This window comes from Terriglobus roseus DSM 18391 (assembly GCF_000265425.1).
Classification (GTDB): domain Bacteria; phylum Acidobacteriota; class Terriglobia; order Terriglobales; family Acidobacteriaceae; genus Terriglobus; species Terriglobus roseus.
The window spans coordinates 2887227-2909066 of record NC_018014.1 but is presented as its reverse complement, the minus strand read 5'-3'; the positions used below and the strand labels follow the sequence as shown (position 1 = coordinate 2909066).

General features: G+C 57.3%; 13 protein-coding genes and 1 pseudogene. 5 read left to right on the top strand and 9 right to left on the bottom strand.

Features of this window, described 5'->3' with window-relative positions:
• Positions 1-714, bottom strand: a complete 714-nt coding sequence (locus TERRO_RS11915) for a response regulator transcription factor (RefSeq protein ID WP_014785908.1) — start codon at positions 712-714, stop codon at positions 1-3.
• Between the two features lie 216 nt (positions 715-930).
• Between TERRO_RS11915 and TERRO_RS23155 the strand changes: the two genes are divergently transcribed.
• A complete protein-coding gene (locus tag TERRO_RS23155) occupies positions 931-1107 on the top strand; it encodes a hypothetical protein (protein ID WP_157178320.1) in 177 nt (58 codons plus the stop codon).
• 142 nt (positions 1108-1249) lie between these two features.
• Here the strand turns inward: TERRO_RS23155 and TERRO_RS23655 are convergent, their stop codons facing one another.
• From TERRO_RS23655 to TERRO_RS11895, 5 genes are read right to left on the bottom strand one after another with little or no spacing between them, the layout of a single operon-like run.
• On the bottom strand, positions 1250-1843 hold the full coding sequence (locus TERRO_RS23655) for a TolC family protein (RefSeq protein ID WP_245536288.1): 594 nt from the start codon (positions 1841-1843) through the stop codon (positions 1250-1252).
• A complete protein-coding gene (locus TERRO_RS11910) occupies positions 1752-2789 on the bottom strand; it encodes a TolC family protein (protein WP_245536074.1) in 1038 nt (345 codons plus the stop codon). The genes TERRO_RS23655 and TERRO_RS11910 overlap by 92 nt, the downstream gene beginning before the upstream one ends.
• Positions 2786-5896, bottom strand: a complete 3111-nt coding sequence (locus TERRO_RS11905) for an efflux RND transporter permease subunit (RefSeq protein WP_014785905.1) — start codon at positions 5894-5896, stop codon at positions 2786-2788. Before TERRO_RS11905 ends, TERRO_RS11910 begins: the two co-directional genes overlap by 4 nt.
• Positions 5893-9378, bottom strand: a complete 3486-nt coding sequence (locus TERRO_RS11900) for an efflux RND transporter permease subunit (protein ID WP_014785904.1) — start codon at positions 9376-9378, stop codon at positions 5893-5895. The genes TERRO_RS11905 and TERRO_RS11900 overlap by 4 nt, the downstream gene beginning before the upstream one ends.
• The gene (locus TERRO_RS11895; RefSeq protein WP_245536073.1) at positions 9378-10673 is read right to left on the bottom strand and encodes an efflux RND transporter periplasmic adaptor subunit; all 1296 of its coding nucleotides are present in this window, start codon (positions 10671-10673) and stop codon (positions 9378-9380) included. Before TERRO_RS11895 ends, TERRO_RS11900 begins: the two co-directional genes overlap by 1 nt.
• Before the next feature lie 154 nt (positions 10674-10827).
• Between TERRO_RS11895 and TERRO_RS11890 the strand changes: the two genes are divergently transcribed.
• Both TERRO_RS11890 and TERRO_RS11885 read left to right on the top strand, forming a co-directional pair.
• Complete coding sequence (locus tag TERRO_RS11890) at positions 10828-11565, top strand: response regulator transcription factor (protein ID WP_014785902.1); 738 nt, start codon at positions 10828-10830, stop codon at positions 11563-11565.
• A 7-nt stretch (positions 11566-11572) separates the two neighbouring features.
• On the top strand, positions 11573-12976 hold the full coding sequence (locus tag TERRO_RS11885) for a sensor histidine kinase (RefSeq protein WP_014785901.1): 1404 nt from the start codon (positions 11573-11575) through the stop codon (positions 12974-12976).
• A 254-nt stretch (positions 12977-13230) separates the two neighbouring features.
• Here TERRO_RS11885 and TERRO_RS22685 read toward each other — a convergent pair.
• From TERRO_RS22685 to TERRO_RS11870, 3 genes and pseudogenes are all read right to left on the bottom strand, one after another.
• Positions 13231-13561 (bottom strand): annotated as a pseudogene (locus TERRO_RS22685) (DUF1738 domain-containing protein); the annotation flags it as partial.
• A 7-nt stretch (positions 13562-13568) separates the two neighbouring features.
• A complete protein-coding gene (locus TERRO_RS11875) occupies positions 13569-14399 on the bottom strand; it encodes a glycosyltransferase family 2 protein (protein WP_014785900.1) in 831 nt (276 codons plus the stop codon).
• Positions 14399-15166 (bottom strand): PIG-L deacetylase family protein, encoded by a 768-nt coding sequence (locus TERRO_RS11870; RefSeq protein ID WP_014786162.1) that lies wholly within the window; start codon positions 15164-15166, stop codon positions 14399-14401. Before TERRO_RS11870 ends, TERRO_RS11875 begins: the two co-directional genes overlap by 1 nt.
• 140 nt (positions 15167-15306) lie before the next feature.
• Here TERRO_RS11870 and TERRO_RS11865 point away from each other — a divergent pair, with 140 nt between their 5' ends.
• Both TERRO_RS11865 and TERRO_RS11860 read left to right on the top strand, forming a co-directional pair.
• Entirely contained in the window at positions 15307-16803 is a 1497-nt protein-coding gene (locus tag TERRO_RS11865; RefSeq protein WP_281047872.1) for an MATE family efflux transporter, read from the top strand.
• Positions 16804-16849: 46 nt separating this feature from the next.
• Positions 16850-20398, top strand: a complete 3549-nt coding sequence (locus tag TERRO_RS11860; RefSeq protein WP_014785898.1) for a TonB-dependent receptor — start codon at positions 16850-16852, stop codon at positions 20396-20398.
• Positions 20399-21840: the final 1442 nt, after the last annotated feature.

Here is a 21840-nt window from a genome sequence, read left to right as displayed (position 1 = left end):
TCAGATCCCTTTGAATTTTTGAGGATGGAGAGCCAGCATGTAGCCACCGCTCCTTACGGTGAGGATGCCCCCTCCGAACTGTGGAACACGGCCCAGCTTTCGCCGAAGTCTCAAGATGTGCATGTCCAGACTTCTGTCGAGTGGGTCATAGGTCCGAAGCAGCACGATCTGCGCCAGCAGCTCACGACTGCACACTTCATACGGCCTATCGAGTAAGAGACGTAGGAGCTGAAATTCCGCCGGGGTCAAGGTAAGCTTCGTTCTGCCGTAAGAGATTTCATGCGTTTCCAACTGGACTACAAAATGACCGAAGGAGTGAGTAGAAGGGCCGTTCGGGCTCCTAGCCAATTGACCTGATCGACGGACAACGGCCCCCATGCGAGCAAACAATTCCCGCAGGCTGAAAGGCTTCGAGATGTAATCATCCGCCCCGAGCTCCAGACCCACAATGCGATCCGTCTCTTCGCATCGACCACTGATAACGATGATGGGTGTCCCCATCGAGTCGTGAATCTCTCGGATAAGGTCGAAGCCACTGCAGTCCGACAAGTCAATGTCGAGCAGAATTACCTCGAAGGGTTTGCTCCGGCAGAGTTCCAGCGCACGTTGGCCGTTATGCCCGGCATGGACTATCCAGCCGTGCTGGCCGAGGAAGCTTGCGAGCATTCGGCATAGATCTACATCGTCATCGACGATCAGGACATCGCGAGACACGCCGCGTGAATGTAGTAAGTCGTGGATGCCACACTCCCGCAAAACTCCGCGAACGGTACCTCAAGTCATGCTGATCTGGTTGTGACAAATCGTTACGGTCAGTGACCACTCATGACGGAACGGCCTTCGGTGAAAGCCGTCTATAAACAACGAGGGTCGAATCGGGAGTCCATGAGAAATCCAATACCCAGACTGATCCATTCGGTCAATACGACGATGAAAGAACCAATCCTTTCCATGTCGGCATGGCTCCCATCGCTGCTGGTCAGCTTTCTCATCGGAGGTACCGCCTACGGCTTTCTCTACGCAGGTTTTGCTCTCTGTTTGGACGTGAAGGAAGTGGTTGAGTTCCACGCACGCCCGAAAACAATTCCCGTCGCAACCGAAGGTTGAACGCCAAGAGCTAGCGTTCTACGTTTGGCGTACGAAACGGCCTTCCGCGCAACGGGAGTGCGGTGCAGGCAGCGGCCAGTTTCTTGCGGACCTGGCCTTTTAGGAGTTCGACCTGGCAGAGCCCTTCAGGGTGAGGTGCCTTCTATGGCTTGCGAGTAACGTCCTTCTCCGATGGCAGATCTGTCGCACTCCAACCACCACCGAGAGCCGCGATCAACTGGACAGCCGCGGTCATGCGGCTGGTACGGAGGTTGACTTCCGTTTCCTGGCTGTTGAAGACACTGTTCTGTGCTGTCAGAACATTAAGGTAGGTGTCGACGCCCGTTGTGTAACGGGTGAAGGCGAGCTTCTGGTATCGCTGCGCGGAGGTGATCGCTAACTGCTGTCGTTGTTGCTGTTCAGCGAGTTGCCGGCTTGAGATCAGATAATCTTCGACCTCCTTGAAGGCGTTCAGCACCGTCTGCCGGTATGCCGCCACATCTGCGTTGTACTGTGCCTTGTACTGTTGCACCGTAGCGCGGCGCGCTCCCGCGTCGAAGATCGTCTCGGTTGCGCTTGTGCCCAGTGACCAGAAGCCCGCGGAGAGATTCAGCAGGTGCGTAATGTCTGAGCTTTGTGTTCCCGCGCTGGCAGTCAGAGAGATGTCAGGGTAGTAGGCCGCCTGGCCGACGCCGATCAGTGCATTCGCCTGAGCCATCGTTCGCTCGGCTGCTGCAATGTCTGGACGCCGTTCCAGCAGTTGGGATGGGATCCCGACCGGAACGAACGGAGGCTTGGCATCCAACGGTTTGACGGCGATTGAGAAGTTGCCTGGGGGGCTGACCGATCAGCAGAGCGATGGCGTGTTCGTACTGGCCACGTGTTGTCGCCACCGCGGCTGCATTCGCTTCGGCGGTGCGAAGGTTTGTCTCGGCCTGGGCGACATCCTGGTCAGAGTCAATGCCGGTCCGGTATCGCGTCTGGGTGAGACGCAGAGTATCTCGGTAGGCATCCACTGTCTTGTTGTAGAGCTCCTGAAGTGCGTCCTGGCCGCGCAGTTCGAAGTAATACTGAGCCAGACTGGCCTGCTCGCTGAGTGTTTCGTTCGCCAGATTTGCCGCACTTACCTGTGCCGCGTTGGCGTCCTCGCGAATGGTGTTACGAACCTTCCCGAAGAGATCAGGCTCCCAAGAGGCGCTGAAGGGGAGTGAGTAACTGTGGCTGCTGTTGCTCGCAAGCGTCGTCCCGGTCGTACCGCTTCCGCTCGTGCCCGTGGTGGACGTCGTTGCGGTCGCGGTGCTCTGATTGCCCTGACCTTGGATGTTCGTGCTGGGTGCAAACGAGATCGATGGATAGAGAGAGGCATGGGCATTGCGGACAACAGCGCGCGCCGCCATGTAGTTCTCGAAGTATTGCTTGATGTTCTGGTTGTCGATGATGAGGTGTTCTTCCAGAGCGTTTAGCTCTGCGTTCTGGAAGACCTCCCACCACTTTCCGCGCAGCATGGCATCGTCTGGATGAGCCTGACGCCAACCGTTGCTGCGGGCTTCGTCGCTGCCGGCCTGGTTCTCCTTGTATGCGACTGGCGGCGCTGTAGGCATCGAGGCACGGACATACTTAGGGCCAACGCGGCAACCACCAAGCAGGGAGAGAGAAAGCGTTAACGCTGCGCCCGTTGCGCGAGCAGATGTGACAAGTTTCATAATGCCCCCTGGGCCGCGATCGCATGAGGATGGTTCGATTGCTTGCGACCAAAGCGATGGCGCAGGCGATCCAACATCAGGTACACGACTGGCGTGGTGTAGAGCGTGAGGACCTGGCTCACAAGCAAACCACCGAGAATGGTGAGGCCAAGTGGCCGGCGAAACTCCGAGCCGATTCCGCTGCCAAAGGCCAGTGGAACTGCTCCGAAGAATGCTGCCGCGGTGGTCATCAGGATGGGACGAAAGCGCAGGATGCAGGCTTGGAAGATGGCGTCTTCGGGCGGCAAGTTTTGCTCGCGTTCCAACTGCAACGCAAAGTCGATCATCATGATGGCGTTCTTCTTCACAATGCCGATGAGCAGGATGATCCCGATCAGGGAGATGACGTCCAGTTCGGCATGGAAGAGCACGAGCGTGATGACTGCACCGAGCGATGCGGATGGGAGCGTGGTGAGGATGGTGATGGGGTGAATGAAGCTCTCATAGAGAACACCCAGGACGATGTATACCGCGAAGATGGCGGTGGCGATCAGAATCGGCTCAGAGTCGATGGAAGCCTGATAGAGCTGGGCTGTGCCGGAGAAAGCTCCATGCACGCTCTTCGGTATGTGCAACTGTGTTTCCAGCGCGTGCACCTCGCTGGTTGCTTTTTCAATCGATGTCCCGCCTGCCAGGTTGAAAGAGATGGTCGACGACGGATAGAGACCGGAATGGTTCACGGACAGCGGGGCGGTGAGCGTTTTATAAGTGCTGATGGCACTCAGGGGGACGGAACCGCTGGCGGTTTGCACATACGTATTGCGAAGAGTCGCGGGTGATTGCGTGAACTGCTGCTGGGCTTCGAGGATGACATGGTACTGATTGAGCGGCTTGTAGATCGTCGACGTCTGCGCCTGCGAAAAGGAGTAGTTCAGGGCGTCGTTGATATTCGAAGGCATGATCCCAAGGCGGGCTGCCGTGCGACGGTCATACGTCAGGTAGGCCTCCAGGCCACCGCTCTGTAGATCGGAGTTGACGTCGGCAACGAGGGACAGTTTCTTCATCTCGCGTGTGAGCAGGGGGACGTATTTCTTCAGGTCGCTTGTGGAGTCTGCCTGCAGCGTGTATTGATACTGTGCGTTCGATTGTCGCGCGCCAAGGTTGATCTCCTGCGCGGCCATCAGGAAGGTCTGCGCCTCTTTGACTACCATCAGTTTCGGACGCAGACGATTCAGGACAGCAGTCGCACTCAGCTTGCGCTCGTCCAGTGGCTTGAGGACAACGAACATGAAAGCGTTGTTCGACGTGCCGCTGATGCCGCCGCCCGTAAAACCAATGACATTCTGGACTGCAGGATCTGCGCGAACGATCTCGACGGACTTCTTGGTGGCGCCATCCATCATCTGGAACGACGCATCCTGTGGACCCATGACAGCGCCCATCAACAAGCCTGTGTCCTGCTGGGGAAACAAGCCTTTTGAGACACGCATCAGGTACACAACATTCAACCCGATGGTGAAGAGGAAGACCGCGAGGACCAGCACTGCGTGGTCGCGGATCACCCAGCGAAGGCTGCGTTCATACATGGCGCGCAGCCAGTCGAAGCAGCTTTCCACGAACCGATACAAGCGGCCGTGCTCTGACTTCTCGCGGGGCTTCAACAGCAGCGAGCAAAGCATTGGCGTCGTCGTCAGGGACAGGACCATCGAAATGAAGATGGCGATCGATAGCGTCACGGCGAACTCACGGAAGAGTCGCCCGATGATGCCACCCATCATGAGGATTGGAATGAACACTGCCAGCAGGGAAGCCGTGATGGAGATGACCGTGAAGCCAATCTCCTTTGCGCCTTTATATGCTGCTTCGAGTGGCGGCACGCCCTCCTCAACGTAACGCGTGATGTTTTCCATGACGACGATGGCATCGTCGATGACGAATCCCGTCGAGATGGTGAGCGCCATCAGGCTGAGGTTGTCGAGTGAATAGTGCAGCAGGTACATCGCACCGAAGGTTCCGATCAACGAAGTGGGAACGGCAATGCCGGGGATGATCGTCGCTCTCCAGTCGCGGAGGAACACGAAGACCACCAGGATGACGAGCAGGATCGAAAGGAGCAGTGTCAGTTCTGTATCACGCAGCGAAGCACGGATCGTGGTGGTCGCATCCATGATTTTGGTAATCGACTGCCCGGCCGGGATCGCCGAACGCAGGGCAGGGAGCTGTGCGTTGATGCGATCCACTGTCTCGATGATGTTGGCACCGGGCTGTTTGAAGATGATGAGGTCAACCGACTTGCGTCCATTCACATAGCCGCTGGAGTGTAGATTCTCGGTCGAATCTACGACCTCTGCGATGTCCTCCAATCGGACGGCAGCTCCATTGCGCGTACTCACCACCAGCTTGCGATAGTCCTCTGCTTTTGAGAGCTGATCGTTCACCGTGATGTAGCTCATGGTCTGCCCGTCTGACAGAGCACCGGTCGGCGTGTGAGCGTTCTGGTTCTTCAGGAAGGTGGCAACATCCGCCAGGCTCAAGCCATAGTGCTCAAGCTGCAGGGGATTGATTTCAACACGTACGGCGGGCAGTGTGGAACCGCCGATGGTGATCTGACCAACACCCTTAATCTGCGCAATCTTCTGCTGCAGGATGGTAGATGCGGAATCGTAGAGCGCGCCTACGGCATACGTGTCGGACTCAATCCCAAGAATGGCGATGGGTGCGTCCGCGGAGTTCACCTTGCGGTACACAGGATTGGAAGGCAGGTTCGTTGGGAGATAGGTCCGGGCCGCACTGATCGCCGCCTGTACTTCACGTGCCGCGGCGTTGACGTTCTTACTCAGATCAAACTGCAGCGAGATCGAACTTGATCCAGTCGAGCTCTGCGAGGTCATCTCCGTGACACCGGCGATATGACCAAACTGACGCTCGAGTGGTGTCGCCACGGCCGCTGCCATCACATCGGGGCTGGCGCCCGGTAGCTGCGCGCTGACACTGATGGTCGGGGAATCGATCTGTGGCAACGGGGAAACTGGAAGGACGTTGAAGGCTAGAGTTCCAGCCAGGCCCAGCGCAGCCGTCAACAGAATTGTAGCGATGGGTCTGCGAATCGCAGGGGCAGATATGTTCATGCCTGACCCCCTAGTGGCAGGTTCTGTTGACCAATCGGCTTATCGTTCTTTCTCCGCTGCAACTTCTGGCTGATGCGATCGAACCAGAGGTAGATCACCGGCGTCGTGTACAGCGTCAGTACCTGGCTCAATAGCAAGCCGCCCACCATCGCTACGCCAAGAGGCCTGCGCAGCTCAGCCCCGATACCGCGACCAAGTGCGAGCGGTAATCCACCGAAGAGGGCAGCAAGGGTCGTCATCATGATCGGACGGAAGCGAAGCAAGCTCGCGTTATAGATCGCTTCTTCGGGCGGCTTGCCTTCGACGCGTTCTGCGTTGAGAGCGAAGTCGACCATCATGATGCCGTTCTTCTTCACGATGCCAATCAGCAGCACAATGCCGATGATGCCAACGATGCCCAAGTCCATGCGGCAGAGCATGAGCGCCAGCAACGCGCCTACGCCTGCTGACGGCAGTGTGGAGAGAATAGTGAGTGGGTGAATGAAGCTCTCGTACAAAACACCGAGGACGATGTAGACGGTGAGTAGCGCTGCAAGCACCAGCAGACCTTCGTTGTTCAACGATGTCTCATAACTGGCTGCTGTACCCTGGAACTTCGTCTGTACATTCGTTGGCATCTTGAGTGCAGCGGTCGCTTTCGTCACGGCATTCACCGCCTGGCTCAAGTGCACACCCGGCGCAAGATTGAACGAGATCGTGATGACCGGAAACTGCGACTGACGATTGATGGTCAGCGGTGTAAGGGACTTCTTGATCGTGGTGAATGCCGCGAGCGGGACGGGATAACGAGCGCTCGAATTGCTGCTGCTTGCACTGCCGCCACCACCACCAGCGGCTGACCCGGTACTGCTCTGCGCCGACGACGACCCACCACTGGAAGAGGATGTGCTAAGTGCAGACGTGCTGCCGGTGGTCGACGATGTCTGGAGCACTGTACTGCCGGTGGTCGATCCTGAGATTGCCCCGTTTTGCGCCGAGGTATTGAGTTGGCTGTTGGCTGTAGTCGTGGCCAGCGTCGAGCTGCTGGATGTCGTGGCGCTTACACCGCTTGTACTGCTCGCAGTCAATTGCGAGTTGGTCGAGGAGGAAGACGACGTGCCAGTCTGGCCGTAGCCCCCCGATCCTCCACCGCTGCTGGAGTTACTCGCAGTTCCCGTGCCCTGCATGTAAATATCGCCAAGCCGCTCCACGCTGCTCTGAAACTTCGAATCAGCTTCGAGGATCACGTGGTACTGGTTCGTCTGGCTATACAGCGTTGAGATCTGGCGCTGGCCGAAGGCATCGTAAAGCGTGTTGTCCAGGCTCTGAGGGTTGATGCCTAGACGGGATGCCGTGACGCGGTCCACATCGACCGTGACTGCATTGCCGTTCGGCAACTCGTCCGTGGTCACGTCTTCTAGTTGAGGCAGGGTACGAAGCCTGGCGACCAGCTTCGACGACCACGCCTTCAGCTCTGCGCTGTCGGAGTCTTCGATCGTGTACTGGTATTGCGTACGACTGACACGATCCTCAACGGTAAGATCCTGGACTGGCTGCAGGTAGGTTGTGATGCCGGTGATGCGGTTCAGCTTGGGACGCAGTCGCTGGATAACCTCCGTCGCTGAGACACCACGCGTGGACAGTGCCTTCAGATTGATCTGCATGCGTCCCGTATTTGGCGTGGTGTTGCTGGCATCCACGCCGATGAACGATGCGATGGATTCCACGGCGGGGTCTTCCAGAATCTCTCGGGCCACCGTTTGTTCCCGTTTGCTCATCGCGTCGAAGCTCGTGGCCTCCGGTGCCTGGGTGATGGCTTGGATGATGCCGGTATCCTGCGTCGGGAAGAAGCCCTTGGGGATGAAGTAGTACAGAAGACCAGCGCAGACGATCATGCTGAACGCAATGACCAGCACCACCGCCTGACGACCGAGCACCCACTGAAGTGTCCGCCCGTAGAAGCCGATGATGCGTTCGAACTGGTGCTCTGACCATTTGTAAAAGCGCGTCTCGTCTTCAGGAGGTGTGTGCTTCAACAGCCGCGACGCCATCATCGGTGTCAAGGTGAGGGAGACCACCGCGGAGATGATGATTGTCACCGCCAGCGTCACGGCAAACTCCCGGAAGAGCCGGCCAGTGATGTCTCCCATGAACAGCAGCGGAATCAGCACAGCGATCAGTGAAACCGTGAGCGACAGGATGGTGAAGCCGATCTCTTCAGCGCCTTTGAGGGATGCCTCAAGAGGATCCAGTCCCTCTTCCAGGTAGCGGCTGATGTTCTCGATCATCACGATCGCATCATCGACGACGAAGCCGGTCGAAATCGTGAGCGCCATCAACGTTAGATTGTTCAGGCTGTAGCCCAGCGCATACATCGCGGCGAACGTACCGACCAACGAGAGCGGAACAGCAACCGCAGGAATCACGGTGGCTCGCCATGATCGCAGGAAGACGTAAATCACCGCGATCACCAGCCCGATCGTCAGCAGCAGCTCGAACTCAACGTCTTCTACCGAAGCGCGGACCGTTATGGTTCGGTCGGTCAGTATATGCACTTCAATGGAAGCCGGCAGGCTTGCCTGCAACTGCGGCAGCAGTGCCTTGATCGAGTCGACTACCTTGATCGTGTTGGCATCAGATTGCCGCTGGATGCTGAGGATAATCGCTGGCGTGGTGTTCATCCAGGCAGCCAGTTTGTTGTTCTCAACGCCATTGGTGATCTTCGCGACCTCCGGCAGCATGACAGCCGATCCATTGCGATAGGCCACGACCACTTGCTTGTACTGCTCGGCCGAAGTGAGCTGATCGTTCGCGTCGATGGTGTACGCCTGCTGCGGTCCGTTCAGCGTGCCTTTGGCCGTGTTGACGCTGGTGCCGGTAATCGCTGTCCGGACATCTTCAAGAGTCAAACCATAAGAGGCAAGCGCCGTTGGATTTGCCTGGATGCGTACCGCAGGCTTCTGCCCGCCCTGGATCGTGACGAGACCCACACCGGTGAGCTGAGAGATCTTCGGTGCCAAACGTGTGTCCGCAAGGTCCTGGACTTCACTCAATGGCATCACCTTCGATGTCAGAGCAAGCGTCAACACAGGCGCATCTGCGGGGTTTGTCTTACTGTAAGTCGGTGGGATAGGAAGGTCGGCGGGCAGGTAGGAGTTTGAGGCATTGATCGCAGCCTGGACTTCCTGTTCAGCGACGTCGATGTCTTCGGTCAAATCAAACTGCAACACAATGACCGACGCACCTCCGGAAGAGGTGGAGGTCATCTGCGACAGGCCCTGCATCTGGCCGAACTGCTTCTCCAACGGACCGGTGACTGTGGAACTCATCACCTCGGGACTGGCGCCGGGATACAGCGTCTGCACCTGAATGGTCGGGTAGTTGACCTCAGGTAGTGCAGAGATTGGCAGGTCCCTGTAAGCGACAATGCCGACGAGCAGGATCGCCACCATCAGCAGGATCGTCGCAACCGGCCGCGTGATGAAGGGCCGCGAAATATTCATTACGCAGGCCCCATCATGGCCGACTGGCTGGAACCCACTGCCACCTTTGCGCCATCCGTCAGACGGTCGAAGTTACTAGTGATGACCGTATCGCCGGGGTTCAGGCCGTCGATCGCACTCTGGTTTCCTTCAGTATTCAGGACGGTGATATTACGCAGCGCCACCGTGGAGTCCTGTTTCACGACGTACACAAATGCTTGTTGGCCGTTGTATTGCACGGCGCCAGTGGGGATCAGCTTGGCGTTCTGCAGCGTATCCACCTGAAGCCGTGCATTCACGAATTGGTTGGGATAGAGCGCTGCTGCAGCGTTGTCGAACTGGGCACGCAGCCGCACGGTTCCGGTGCTTGTATCCACCTGGTTGTCGAGGGTAAGCAGCTTTCCAGTGGTTAGTTGGCTGGTCTGGGAACGGTCGTAAAGGGCAACCGTCAAGGCTCCATGATTCGGCCCGGTCTTCTGCTGGATCTTGGGGAGATGATCTTCCGCAACGGAGAACACAACGGTGATTGGGTTCAGCTGCGTGATCGTCGCAATGGTGGTTGAACTGCCCGAAAAGATGGTATTGCCGGAGTCAACCAGCCGCAGACCAATCTTGCCGGAGATCGGCGCGATGATATGGCAATAGCTGAGCTGAACCTCGTAGTACTTCACCTGTCCTTCGTCATTGGCGACCGTACCCTCGTACTGATTCACGGTCGCGGACTGATCGAATACGGTCTGCTCGGCGATTGCGTGATCCTTCAATGCTTCCTGGTAGCGCTGCAGGTTGACGCGGGCCTGGTCCAGGAGCGCCCGATCTCGCGCCAGGCTACCCCGTGCCTGCTGCGCCTGTGCCTCGGTCGGGCGCGGATCGATCTCTACCAGCACCTGTCCCTTGTGAACCATCTGGCCCTCGCGGTAGTTCACCGCCAGGACGCGTCCGCTGACCTGGCTGTACACATTTACCGTAGCCAACGGGGTCACGGTACCGAGGGCATCCAGGAAGATATCCATGTGGCCCGTTTGCACCTTGGCCGTCGTGACCGGGGTGCTGTTGTCCGTGGCTGCCATGACGCTGCTCGGGGATCCTGAAGCCTTCTTGCCCTTATCGCCGGCCCCCCTGGGCGCGGCGCCTCCAGGACCGGCCGGTGGCATACCACCCGGAGGCATCCCGCCGGGTGGCATCGTAGGCAGAAGCAGAGGGATCGTGATGATGCCGCAGACCAGGACAACGAGTACCCAGGCGAGCCACCGGCGTTCATGCGGCGTCTGCTGGGGGGCGGATTCGTCAGGGGCGGCGGATGTGGCTTCTTGCATCGGCCTCTCGGAAGGGAGCATGGTTACCTCTTATCCAAGAGTGATCGGCCAAAGTTGAACCGTGGTAATGATGGGTCACAAAGTGTAACGAAGTGTCACGGAACATCCGTCTGGAAAGGGTTTGGGCGCAGACTAGGGAAGAGGCTGGATACACATGACAGAAGCGCAGACCATCCAGAAGGACCGCGTGCTGGTCATCGATGATGACGTGAAACTCTGCTCGATGCTGCGGGACTACTTGACTCGTCACGGCTGGGACGTCACTGCTGCACACACCGGAGCATCGGGCATGGAGGCCGCACGTAGAGTCCGTGCGGAACTAGTCGTCCTTGATGTGATGTTGCCGGATTTCGATGGCTTTGAGGTTTTGCGTCGTCTCCAACGCGAGATGAACCCCCATGTCCTTCTGCTTACCGCAAGAGGCGAAGAGATCGACCGGATTGTCGGCCTCGAAATGGGAGCGGACGACTATCTTCCGAAGCCGTTCAACCCACGAGAGTTACTCGCTCGCATGCGCGCTGTGGTTCGTCGCGCGCATGTCGTGCCTCGCGCTGATATGCCTGCTGCAGAGGCAACTCCGGGGTTTGCCATCGATCCGTTGCACCGTCAGATAACGTTCCATGGCCGCTCAATCGATCTTACGGACGTGGAATACCTCCTCCTGCGCATCTTTCTATCTCATCCGGGCGAAGTGCTTAACCGAGAGGTTCTTTGCATCGAAGCGCTGGAAAGGCCGCATCGCGCGTACGACAGAAGTGTTGATATGCACGTCTCGCGTCTGCGTAAGAAGCTTGAAGTCTTTCCACTGTTCACGGGCGGACTCATCGCGATACGGAGCACCGGTTACCTCTTCTCTCCATCCATGCCGGTGGCTCGCATGGAAGAGGCCTGAGTAGCCGATGCGCACCTTCTTCCTGCAACTCTTTCTCTCCTTCTGGCTTGCAACGCTTGCCGTGTTCGTAGGCGCGACTATCTTCTTTCCGGATGACGTGCCGCACTCTCCGACTGAGCTGGAAGCCATCTTCAAGAGTTCCGCGCAACACACTCTGACGATAGCGCTCGAGGACTATCGCTCCCACGGTTGTTCTGCTGTTTCGCTTTCTGATCCTCTCTGGATCGTTGCAAACGCCCAGGGGAAACCACTCTGTGGCCGCTCGATAACGCAGGTAGAAGCAGAAGCCCTACAGCGTTCCATCAGCAAGGACGCATTGACCGGTAAGAGGAACGGCAGTCAATGGATTCATGCGATGCCTATCACGCTGGCTTCGGGAGCAAAGTGGTTTATCGTCCTCAGTTCGCCATTTATCCGTCCTCCGTTATTCCCACCATTTCCTAAGAGCGCCTTGCCACTGTCCATTCTGGTGACGTTCCTTTTTGCGTACCTGCTGACTCGTCCCCTTCGAGCCCTCTCTGCAGCATTTCGCACCTTTACTGCCGGCGACCTGGATACTCGTCTTCCTGTTCCAGGCCCATCACGCTGGGGACAATTTGACAGCGCCGATGTGCGGACACTAATGGCCGACTTCAACAGCATGGCGGATCGCGTGAGCGAACTGATCGACGCGCAGAAAATGCTCATCCGTGACGTTTCACACGAGCTTCGTTCGCCACTCGCACGCCTGTGTATGGCCGTCGAACTCGCCCGAGAGGACAGCAACGCCGACCAGGCAGTCTTCGATCACATGGAGCAAGAGACAGGGAAAGTCAATGAACTCATCGGAGAGATGCTGACGCTCTCGCTGCTGGAGAGCACACGGCAGACGCCTCGTCTGGACAGTTTCGAAATGCAGCTATTGATCGAAGAGTTGTTGGAGGCTGCGAACTTTGAGGCAAGTGCACGGGGTTGCAGAATCGAGTTTCACTCTAACGTGAGGAACAGCTTAATGACGGGGCAGCCTGTCATGCTCAGCCGCGCCATCGAGAACATCCTCCGAAATGCGATTCGCTATACGCCGCCCGGGGGCGTCGTGGAAGTCGAGCTCAGCAACCTTGACGTCCATCAGGCAATGGCTGTTCAGATCCCGCCCGGCGGTTTCAAGGTCTCTGTGAGAGATACCGGCCCCGGGATTCCGCTCGATCATCTCTCTCATATATTCCGCCCGTTCTATCGGGTCGACATGGCGAGATCAGAGAGCTCCGGTGGTTTCGGCGTAGGGCTGGCGATCGCGGAGCGAGCCGTACATCTCCACGGAGGCAAAATTATGGCAAGCAACAGATCCGCAGGAGGTCTAAATGTTCAGATACTGCTGCCACCCTCCTTCGACAACGACAACCACAACGCAGAGAAGATCCTCCGTCCATAAACACCCGCCACACATACATCGTGCTGTTTCTCTGGTTAGAAGGCCGACACGCTGACCGACGAAGGAAGGAGCGGATCGCGAACTAGGGAGACGATGAAGTCATCGATATCTTTTCCACTATGCCCAGATCCCATAGCCACGACTTCAGATGTCCCAAATCGCTGGAATAGCGGGTGCGGAGCGGCCTGTCACGAGTCTCATTCATAGGATGGATCACCAAGAGGCATGCGTGAGGATGTTGAGGATGGTCTGCACTACGCCACCTCCGCGACTGCTTCGGTGGTTTTGTTCTGTTTGGCTGCGTCGGGTGCCGTCTCAGTAGAAGAGAGGATGAGATCTGATGTCTTCTAGATGACCTCGAGGCTTTCCGTCAGCAGAACGGCGTTGCCGTACAACAGGTGGATGTAGTCGGCGGAGGCTTGGCCAGCGTCAAGGCCGATGGTCTGCTGTTTCACGTACGGTCTCTGAGGTCGCTGTGCGGCGCTCTGCCTTGTGGAGCATTTCGTATGCGAGTTCATGCGCAAGGGTGCTGAACTCCTCGGCGGGTGCCTGTCCGGGAAGGATGGCGACGCGGCCGCCGTAGCTTCATCGATCAAGTTCCTTGAGTCGACGACAGGAATGCCTGGAACTTGTCGCGCTCCTTCTGCTCAATCTGATCATCCAAACGTGCCCGAGCACAGCACGAAGCCGGATGTTGACGATAACGCGCGACACAAACGTCGTGCGCATAAATATCGTATTGCCGTGCGACCTTTGCGTGGAACGCCTGATCGTCGTAAAGTCCTCGGAAGTCGGCACAGAAGCCGCCAACCATCCTTGCCGCTGCGGTTCTTAGCATGACCGTGCAGATACACGGGACCATACTCTCATCTTCCCGAAACCAACGTAGCAGTTCTCCACGTGCCAGCAGACCGACGGACGCCCCCCTGGGTATCAGCGGTGGTATGTAATTACTTCCCCAGTTGGCTGCGCGGGAGCTCTGTTCATGGAACGGGACTGTGAAGTCGACCCAGCGTTCGGCCGCTGCATAAACCATCGTTACGTGGGGCATGTCATCCAGCAAAGACGCCTGCGTCTCCAGATGGTGTGGAAGCCAGACATCATCGGAGTCGAGGAAAGTGATTAGAGGCGCGCGGGCATAACGCAGCGCAAGATTACGTGACGCGCTGATCCCTCGATTGACACCGCCCGGATGTACCAGAACACGAATTCTTCCGGAATACCGGTTCGCATGCTGCCGAGCGATGGCAAGAGTTCCGTCGGTGGATCCGTCGTCCACAAAGAGAAGTTCCCAAATGCGAGATGTTGCCTGACTCAGAATGCTATCGAAGGCCTCCGCAAGATATGTGGAGCTATTAAACGCCGTCATCAGAATAGAGACTTCAGGGCCCGCGTTCTCTTGACTTGGAGAGGGTAGTTTCATCAATCGGGAACTCCTTGTCTCTGGAGCGCGGTGCGCAGCTTCTGTAATGCTTCTGGGCTCGCGGAAAACCGTTCTCTGCCGCTATGGGCCATAGCGTATGTTTGCATCTCGTCGGAGACGTCGACCGCGATCTGAGATGGATAACACATCGCGTAATCTCGCTTCGACGCAGCGGATGCCGGCTCCAGTGGAAACCATGCTTCCTGAAGCACCTGTCCGGGGCTCAAAGCAGAGTTCTCTCGTTTGTCTGCGGACATCCGACATGCATACGGCAGATCCTCGTAGAAGAGAAGGCGGGCACTGCTAAAGGTGTGCCTAGCTGCTTCGTAGACCAGTCGATGGTCGATATGGCCTCCCAAGGCCATCGGCGCCAACACGAGATCTGTAAAGGGGAGTGAGGCAAAGCTCCGCGCCAACGATTGCACCTCGTCCTGCCGAAGGTCTGCTGGAGACAAGGAGTGTGCGTCCTCCGTTCCCCAGCGAATTGGCAGATCCTGCCATGCCAGATCCCCTAGATGGACCTGGTCGCTCTTCGCTCCAGTTGCCCGCAAGATCGTTTGTATAAATACGAGGTCTTCTCGCATCCGCAGTGCAGTGACCAGCCGAGTAACGTCGTGGCTGTCCTGCGAGGCGTAGGGAGCGTATCGGCTGACTGTGCAAACGTTCACGATGGAAACGCTGTGTCCTGCGGAGAGAAGTTCGTGCAGAATCAATCCGCATGAGAAGGCTGCATCATCACGATGCGGCGAAAGAACCAGAACGCGCATGAAATCCTCTCAGGCTCAGATGATCTGGTGTCGCTCTTGAAGAGCCTTCCCCAGACGAGTTTCAAGCTTATGTTTCGCATGTGAAACCAGAAGCCGTTCCGCGTTTCACTCTGTCAAAATCTGATTTTTCAGCAGCACGCATGTTGCATCAGAAGGAAGAATCCATCCCTCAAGGAGTTGAGTTGCTTTCTATTTCATCAAGCAGCGCTGATGGCAGTGCGCTGCTTGAGAATGCGCCTGCGGTATCTGCCGTTAGCCTTCGACGCGAGGTCGCCGCATGCACACGCATTGGGTTGCCCCTTGCGCTTGGAGAGTTGGGCTGGATGTCGACCTATATTGTCGACGCCCTCATGATCGGACGACTGCCGCATTCCGCGGCGGCTATCGCTGCGTCCTCGCTTGGCAACACAATTTACTACGCGATCGCATTCTTTGCGATCTACCTGCTTAATGGCCTTGAGACCTATGTTTCGCAGGCTGCCGGACGTAACGATAAGCAAGAGTGTGTGCGCATGCTTGCGCAGTCGATGTGGATCGTTGTCCTCGCGACGCCGCTGGTAATGCTTCTCACCCTTGGCTTCGGCACTCTGCTGCCGCGATTTGGCGTCTCACGAGATGTCGCTTTAATAACACAAACCTACCTTCGTGCATTGGTCTGGTCCACCGTTCCACTGATGCTTTACATGGCATTGCGGCGGTTTCTGCAATCCATCAACCGTGTCGGACTCATCACGGCGTCCTTGGTAACTTCTGGAGCTGTGAATCTGCTCTTCGACTGGCTTCTGCTGTATGGGCACTGGCACATGCCTGCCATGGGACTCGCAGGCTCAGGGTGGGCCACGGTTGTTGTGCGTTTTTGGATGTTGCTGTTACTGGTACCCGGCGTGGTCTTCGCTCTGCGGCAGATGCACCAGCGCCCGAGGCTCGCCACGCTTCGTCCGGATGCAGCAAGGCTGCGGGCGCTGCTACAAGTCGGTTGGCCTTCCGGCCTGGAATTCTCCCTGGAACTCGGCATATCTACGTTCATGTCGCTACTTTGTGCTCGGCTAGGAACGAATTTGCTTGCTGCCCATCAGGTGGCACTTGATTTGAACGCGTTCGTTTATATGGTCCCAACCGGACTCTCTTACGCAGCGATGATCCGTGTTGGTCAAGCCGCTGGACGTAACGACCTGCGCGGCGTGCGGAGCGCTACCAAGGCGACAATGTTGCTCGCGCTTGGCTATGGAGCGATTGCAGCGGTTGCTTTTCTCAGCTTCGCTCACAAGCTCGCTTCCTTCTATACGACAGACAACCACGTCGTTGCAGCAGCGACGCCGTTGTTCTGGCTGTGCAGCGTTCTTATTCTTGGCGATGCGGCATTCGTAGTGCAGGCGTCTGCCTTAACTGGACTTGGTGATACGCGCACGCCTTTGTGGGTAAGCGTCTTCTGTAACTGGGTGCTTGGTATGCCGGCGGCGTACTTACTTGCGTTTCCCCTGGGATATGGCGCTGTCGGACTGTGGATGGGAAGAGCCATCGCCTCCGTAAGTTCCGGTCTTCTTCTTACCGTCCTTTGGCAACATCGTATGCGGTCGGAAGCTGCAGCAGATGCCACTCACTCCATTGCTTTGCTGTCCCCGCTGCGAGTGCGTTGAAGCGCACCGCGGACCACACTTCTACTTCACAATCTTGAGGCCTAACATGCATCGTCGCTCTCTCCTCCCCATTGCGCTTGTTGTCGTCGTCGCGCCATGTGCTCTGGCGCAGTCAACGCTTGGCAGCATCTCCGGCACCGTCCAGGACAAGACGGGTGCTCGCGTTCCAAATGCAACCGTTAGACTGCACCGGACGGAAAGCAATACGGACCGTATTGCCACAAGCGACAGCAACGGAAGCTATACCTCGCTGAATCTTGAGCCAGGCCACTACGACATCATGGCTCAGGCAGCGGGACTGTCTACATCGACGTCAACGGGCATCTTGCTGCAGTCGCGTCAGGAACTGCGCTTCGACGTCACACTCAAAACGGGCGATGTCAACGATGCGGTCACGGTCAGCGCGACAGACGCGGGGCTGATCAACCTAGAAAACGCTCAGATATCAGCCACTCTGACACCGCAGGCGGTCCTTGATTTACCGGCGAATTATCGTGGTGCAGGATCCACCTCGCCTTTGAGCGTGGTGCAGGCTTTACCTGGTGTGCAGCCAGACAGTGCAGGCTATCCACCAGCGCCATCAACGCGTCCCGCCCCTTCGGTGCGCTATTCCATCCAGGGTGGTCTGCCTTCGCAGACGGACACGACGGTCGATGGCATCTCCGCGCAAAATCAGACCAGTAACAACGTGCAAGCCGATGCCTTTCCGTCTGCAGAATCCATTGCTGAGATCCGCGTCGACGGCGTTAATAACAACGCCGAGTACGGTCAGCCTGGTGAGATCACAACCATTACGAAGAGCGGTACGAACCAGGTCCATGGCTCGGCTTACATGTACTACCAGAATGACGCATTAGATGCGACACCCTTTGGCGCTGATGCGAGCACCAAGCCACAGAAAGACGCCAAGGACTTCGGGGCAAGCGTTGGTCTCCCTGTCGTAGTCCCGCACCTATATAACGGACGTAATCGAACCTTCCTCTTCGGAGCCTTTGAGGGACTTCGCTTCCCACAGACGACGCCGCTGCAGCGCACTGTGCCTACCGTTCTGATGAAACAGGGAAACTTCTCGCAGGAGACATCCACGCCGCTGCAGAACCCCTTCACCGGTGGAACGTACGCAGGAAACATCCTGCCCGTTAATCCAGTCTCCGCCAAGTTCCTGCAGTTCTATCCTGATCCCAATATCGACGCAAATCTCTCTTTGTCGGCCGCTGTTGCCGATCGTGGCTACAACTATCTCAGTTCGCGGCGAAACGACATCAACTCAAATCAATTCGATGTACGTGCTGACCAGGTCATTGGAAGCAAGATAACCGCCTCGGTCCGTTACTCCTGGAAGAATAATAATCAATCGCAACCGATCGACCTGACCCTTCCGAACAGCACGGCCTACGCGCGCTATCGCATTCTGACCAGTAACGTTAATATTGCAGTCACGCCACGGCTAGCCAATGAGGCTAAGTTCGGCTTCACACTGGAGCAGGATGGCAATAGCAACCCCTTCGATGGTTCGGGATTCACACAGAGCACGGGCCTGACGACGAGTGTGACGCCATTCTTTAACGGCATCCCTCACCTCAACTTCAACGGTGGTGATGCTCCTGTCACTTCCATCGGGTCGCGCCTTGGTTATGAAGAGCGCTCGCGAGTATTTCAATACATCGACAACGTCACGTACACGGCAGGCGGGCACACCATGCGCCTGGGATTCGACATTCGACACCTTGGAGCGCACACGCAGGCCGGAGGCGCCACACCCTCAATCAACTACGGCAACTTCCTCTTCGACGCGCAGAACACGGCCACCGGCGACCAGTTTGCAGACTTCCTGGCAGGCGTCCCGTACCAGAACCAAAGCAACAACATCCGCCAGGACAATGACGCGACCACAAACAGTTTCGCCTTCTATGCACAAGATGCCTGGAAGGCAACTGAACGGCTCAACCTGACCTTCGGCTTACGGTATGAGTACCATCCGGCGCTGGCGTCCTCCAATGGACTTGCCGGCAACTTTGATCCATCCGTGGCGCGGACCGGGAGGCTGATCTACCCGTCAGGGTATGCAAGTGCACTTGATGTGCAGGAACTGGCTAATGTGAATGCATGCCCTATCGCAGGTGTGAACAACCCGTATGCCAGCGGCGGTAGCGTTGCCGGCGTTCCTTGCACGCCGGTTGTCAGCAATGTCGATGCCGGTCTGCCTGCGGGTCTGCGCAAAGCACCGCACCTGCGCTTCATGCCGCGTGTTGGATTTGCCTATCGTCCTTTCAGCGATGACAAAACGGTTCTGCGGGGCGGCGCGGGCTACTTCAACATCACCACGACAGGCGCTCTCTTTTACGCAATCGCGCAGACACTGCAGCAGAACTACCAGACCTTCACCAATTACTACTCCAGTGGTTCCAACACAGCAGGCTCGTCGACGTTTGTTCCACCAACATTTGTCTTCCCCAATACCGCCGCCAGCGGACAGTTCACGCCTGCGCTCGGCAGCGTTTACTTCTATAGCGCCATCGACCCCAACTGGCACGACCCCTATTCCCTGCAAACGAATCTATCCATCGACCATGACTTTGGACATAACCTTGCCGGTCGTATCTCCTATGTTGGACTGCACACATGGCACCTGATCTGGCAGCCACAACTGAATCAGTTAGCAAGGTCCAGTACGCGCTTGTCCTCACAGGCATCGCAGGCGGACTACCCCTTCCCGAACTTTTACCAGGTGACGAATCGGAGCACAGCGGCCCAGGCAGACTATCAGTCCATGCAGGTAGAGTTCACACGGCGGATGAGTCGCGGCCTGTCATTCGGAACCACCTACACGCTTGCCAAGAACCTTTCCGACAACCAAGGGAGCGCCGGCAACTTCAACTCAGCGGGTTTCGTCGATGAGCAGGGTGGCTACAGTGCGACGGACAGCTTCGACCGCCACGTGGATTATGGCAATGTTGCCGCGACCCGCCGCCACCGGTGGCTGTCCACATTGATCTATGAGATACCAGTAGGTCGCGGGCGAATCTTCGGCAGCAACATGAATCGGGTTACGGACACGCTTCTCGGCGGATGGCAGTTGAGCAACATCTTCCTGATGCAAAGCGGTACGTTTTTGACGGCCTATTTCCCGGCGGGCTACATCGATCCGTCCGGAACGGGATCCGGAACGTATGTTGGTGGCGCAAACCAGCGGCCGGACCGTATCGCAGATGCGAACAGCGGAGAGCGCACACGCTCTCATTGGTTCAATCGAAATGCCTTTGCGTGCCCCGGCAGCTCGGATCCAGCGTCCATCGCAACTTGTGATGTCGGCGTAGGGTCGCGGCCCATCGGACGTTATGGCTCAGAAGCAGTTGGGGATCTACGCGGGCCGGGTACCGTTAACCTCTCTGCTGGAATTAGCAAAACGTTCCGAATTCGCGAGAGCTTGAGAGTTCGTACCGAAGGCACATTTACTAATGTGCTGAACCATACCAATTTAGCCGATCCCACGCTCGACCTGACGTCTGCCAGCTTCGGCAAGATCACGCAATCACGGGGATCAGACTTTGGAGGGAATAGAACCGGACAGGTATCGTTGCGCGTCGAATTCTGATCGCCTGGCGCCCTGCCGATCGTTTCCGCTTCCGTACGCATGTTGTCGACTTGAAGCGAGGCTTTCGTAGGGCCGACGACGAATTGTCTTTAAGGTCACGCAGGGTTGAAACCGTTACCTAACTAAAAGCCGTGGAGTTGAAGAGCAGGTGGCACCACTGGTGGGGGCAAAGGTGCGAGTCGTGAATGCGGGCTGTCGGACGCTTTGCACCAAGAACGGCGTGGTGAGCCAGTGTGCGTTTGGCGGCGGTTCGGAAACCGGCTTCCGAAGCCCAGAAGGACGACATGCTCACCCGCGGAGAGGCAGCTAAACTGGCCGACATCCCGACTGTGCGGGACAAGGGAACTCGCTTCAGAAACTGGCAGACCAAGAACAGGAGAGGTAACTGCTGGCGGTGCCGGACCCATCGACCGCTAAGGGGAAGTGGGACTCCGCGATTCTGGCGCTGCTGGTCGGCTGCGCTCTCTGGAGCAGGGAAGACTAGCCTCGCTCACCGTTGAGGCCATTCCGATGCGTGAGGACCGGTAGGCGATCATCGATCTCTCGGGCGAGAGCTGCCGCGTCCGGACGGTGGCCACTCCGGTCTGTGTGAAGAAAAGAATCGTGTCTGGCAGGAAGCCAGCTCAATCGAGAAGGAGCCGTGATTGCGGTCAGTCTCCGAGGGCGGCACAGTCGGGGAGAGCGATAGCGACTGTGTGATCTGGTCCTTAGCGGCCGAAGCTGCGACGCGACGGAGACGGAGATTGAGCACTTCGGTGCAGCAAGGTAGGCCTCATTCAAGTCAGCTGTTGAGTCAGGTTGACTATGGTCGATACAAGAGTCCGTGAGGCGGAAAATAATGACCCGGCAAGCTCAAGTTCGACCATCGGACAAACGAGTCCCATCGCGCGAAGAAGCGAAGGAGAGAGCTTCGCGCAGATCGCGAGACTGATCGCCGCGCCCTGTGAGAGGGCAGTGCGGGCAGTCAATGCCACACTCATCGAGCTCCATTGGGAAATCGCCTCTGTGTTCAACCGGAAGATCGAGGAGTGGGGCGACGGCGTTGGGACCGGCTGGCTGCATTTGTTGCGAAGACGGAGCCGGGATTGCGCGGCTTGACTCGGCGCAACCTCTAGAGAATAAGGCCATTTCAACAATGGGCAGTCTTTCTCTGATTGCTCCTGGCATCCGCCGTGCTGCCGAATCTGGCAGTTTGCCTTGGAGAGTCAGACAAAACGCTATGATGTTTCACCTCACCGGCACGCGTTCTAGGATCGCTCAATCCGCGAGTTGAGGGTTGAACGATGATTCAATCTAGATGAGTACTTTGATTGACGCGTTCGATCCTGAGGATCCTTCGCGAGTGTGGCGGCATCGATGGGGCAGGGCCGACGTCTGCAGGCCAGATAAGTCGACTGTCTGGTTCTACTCCAGACGAACGAGTTCGAAGTCGGTTGCATTCA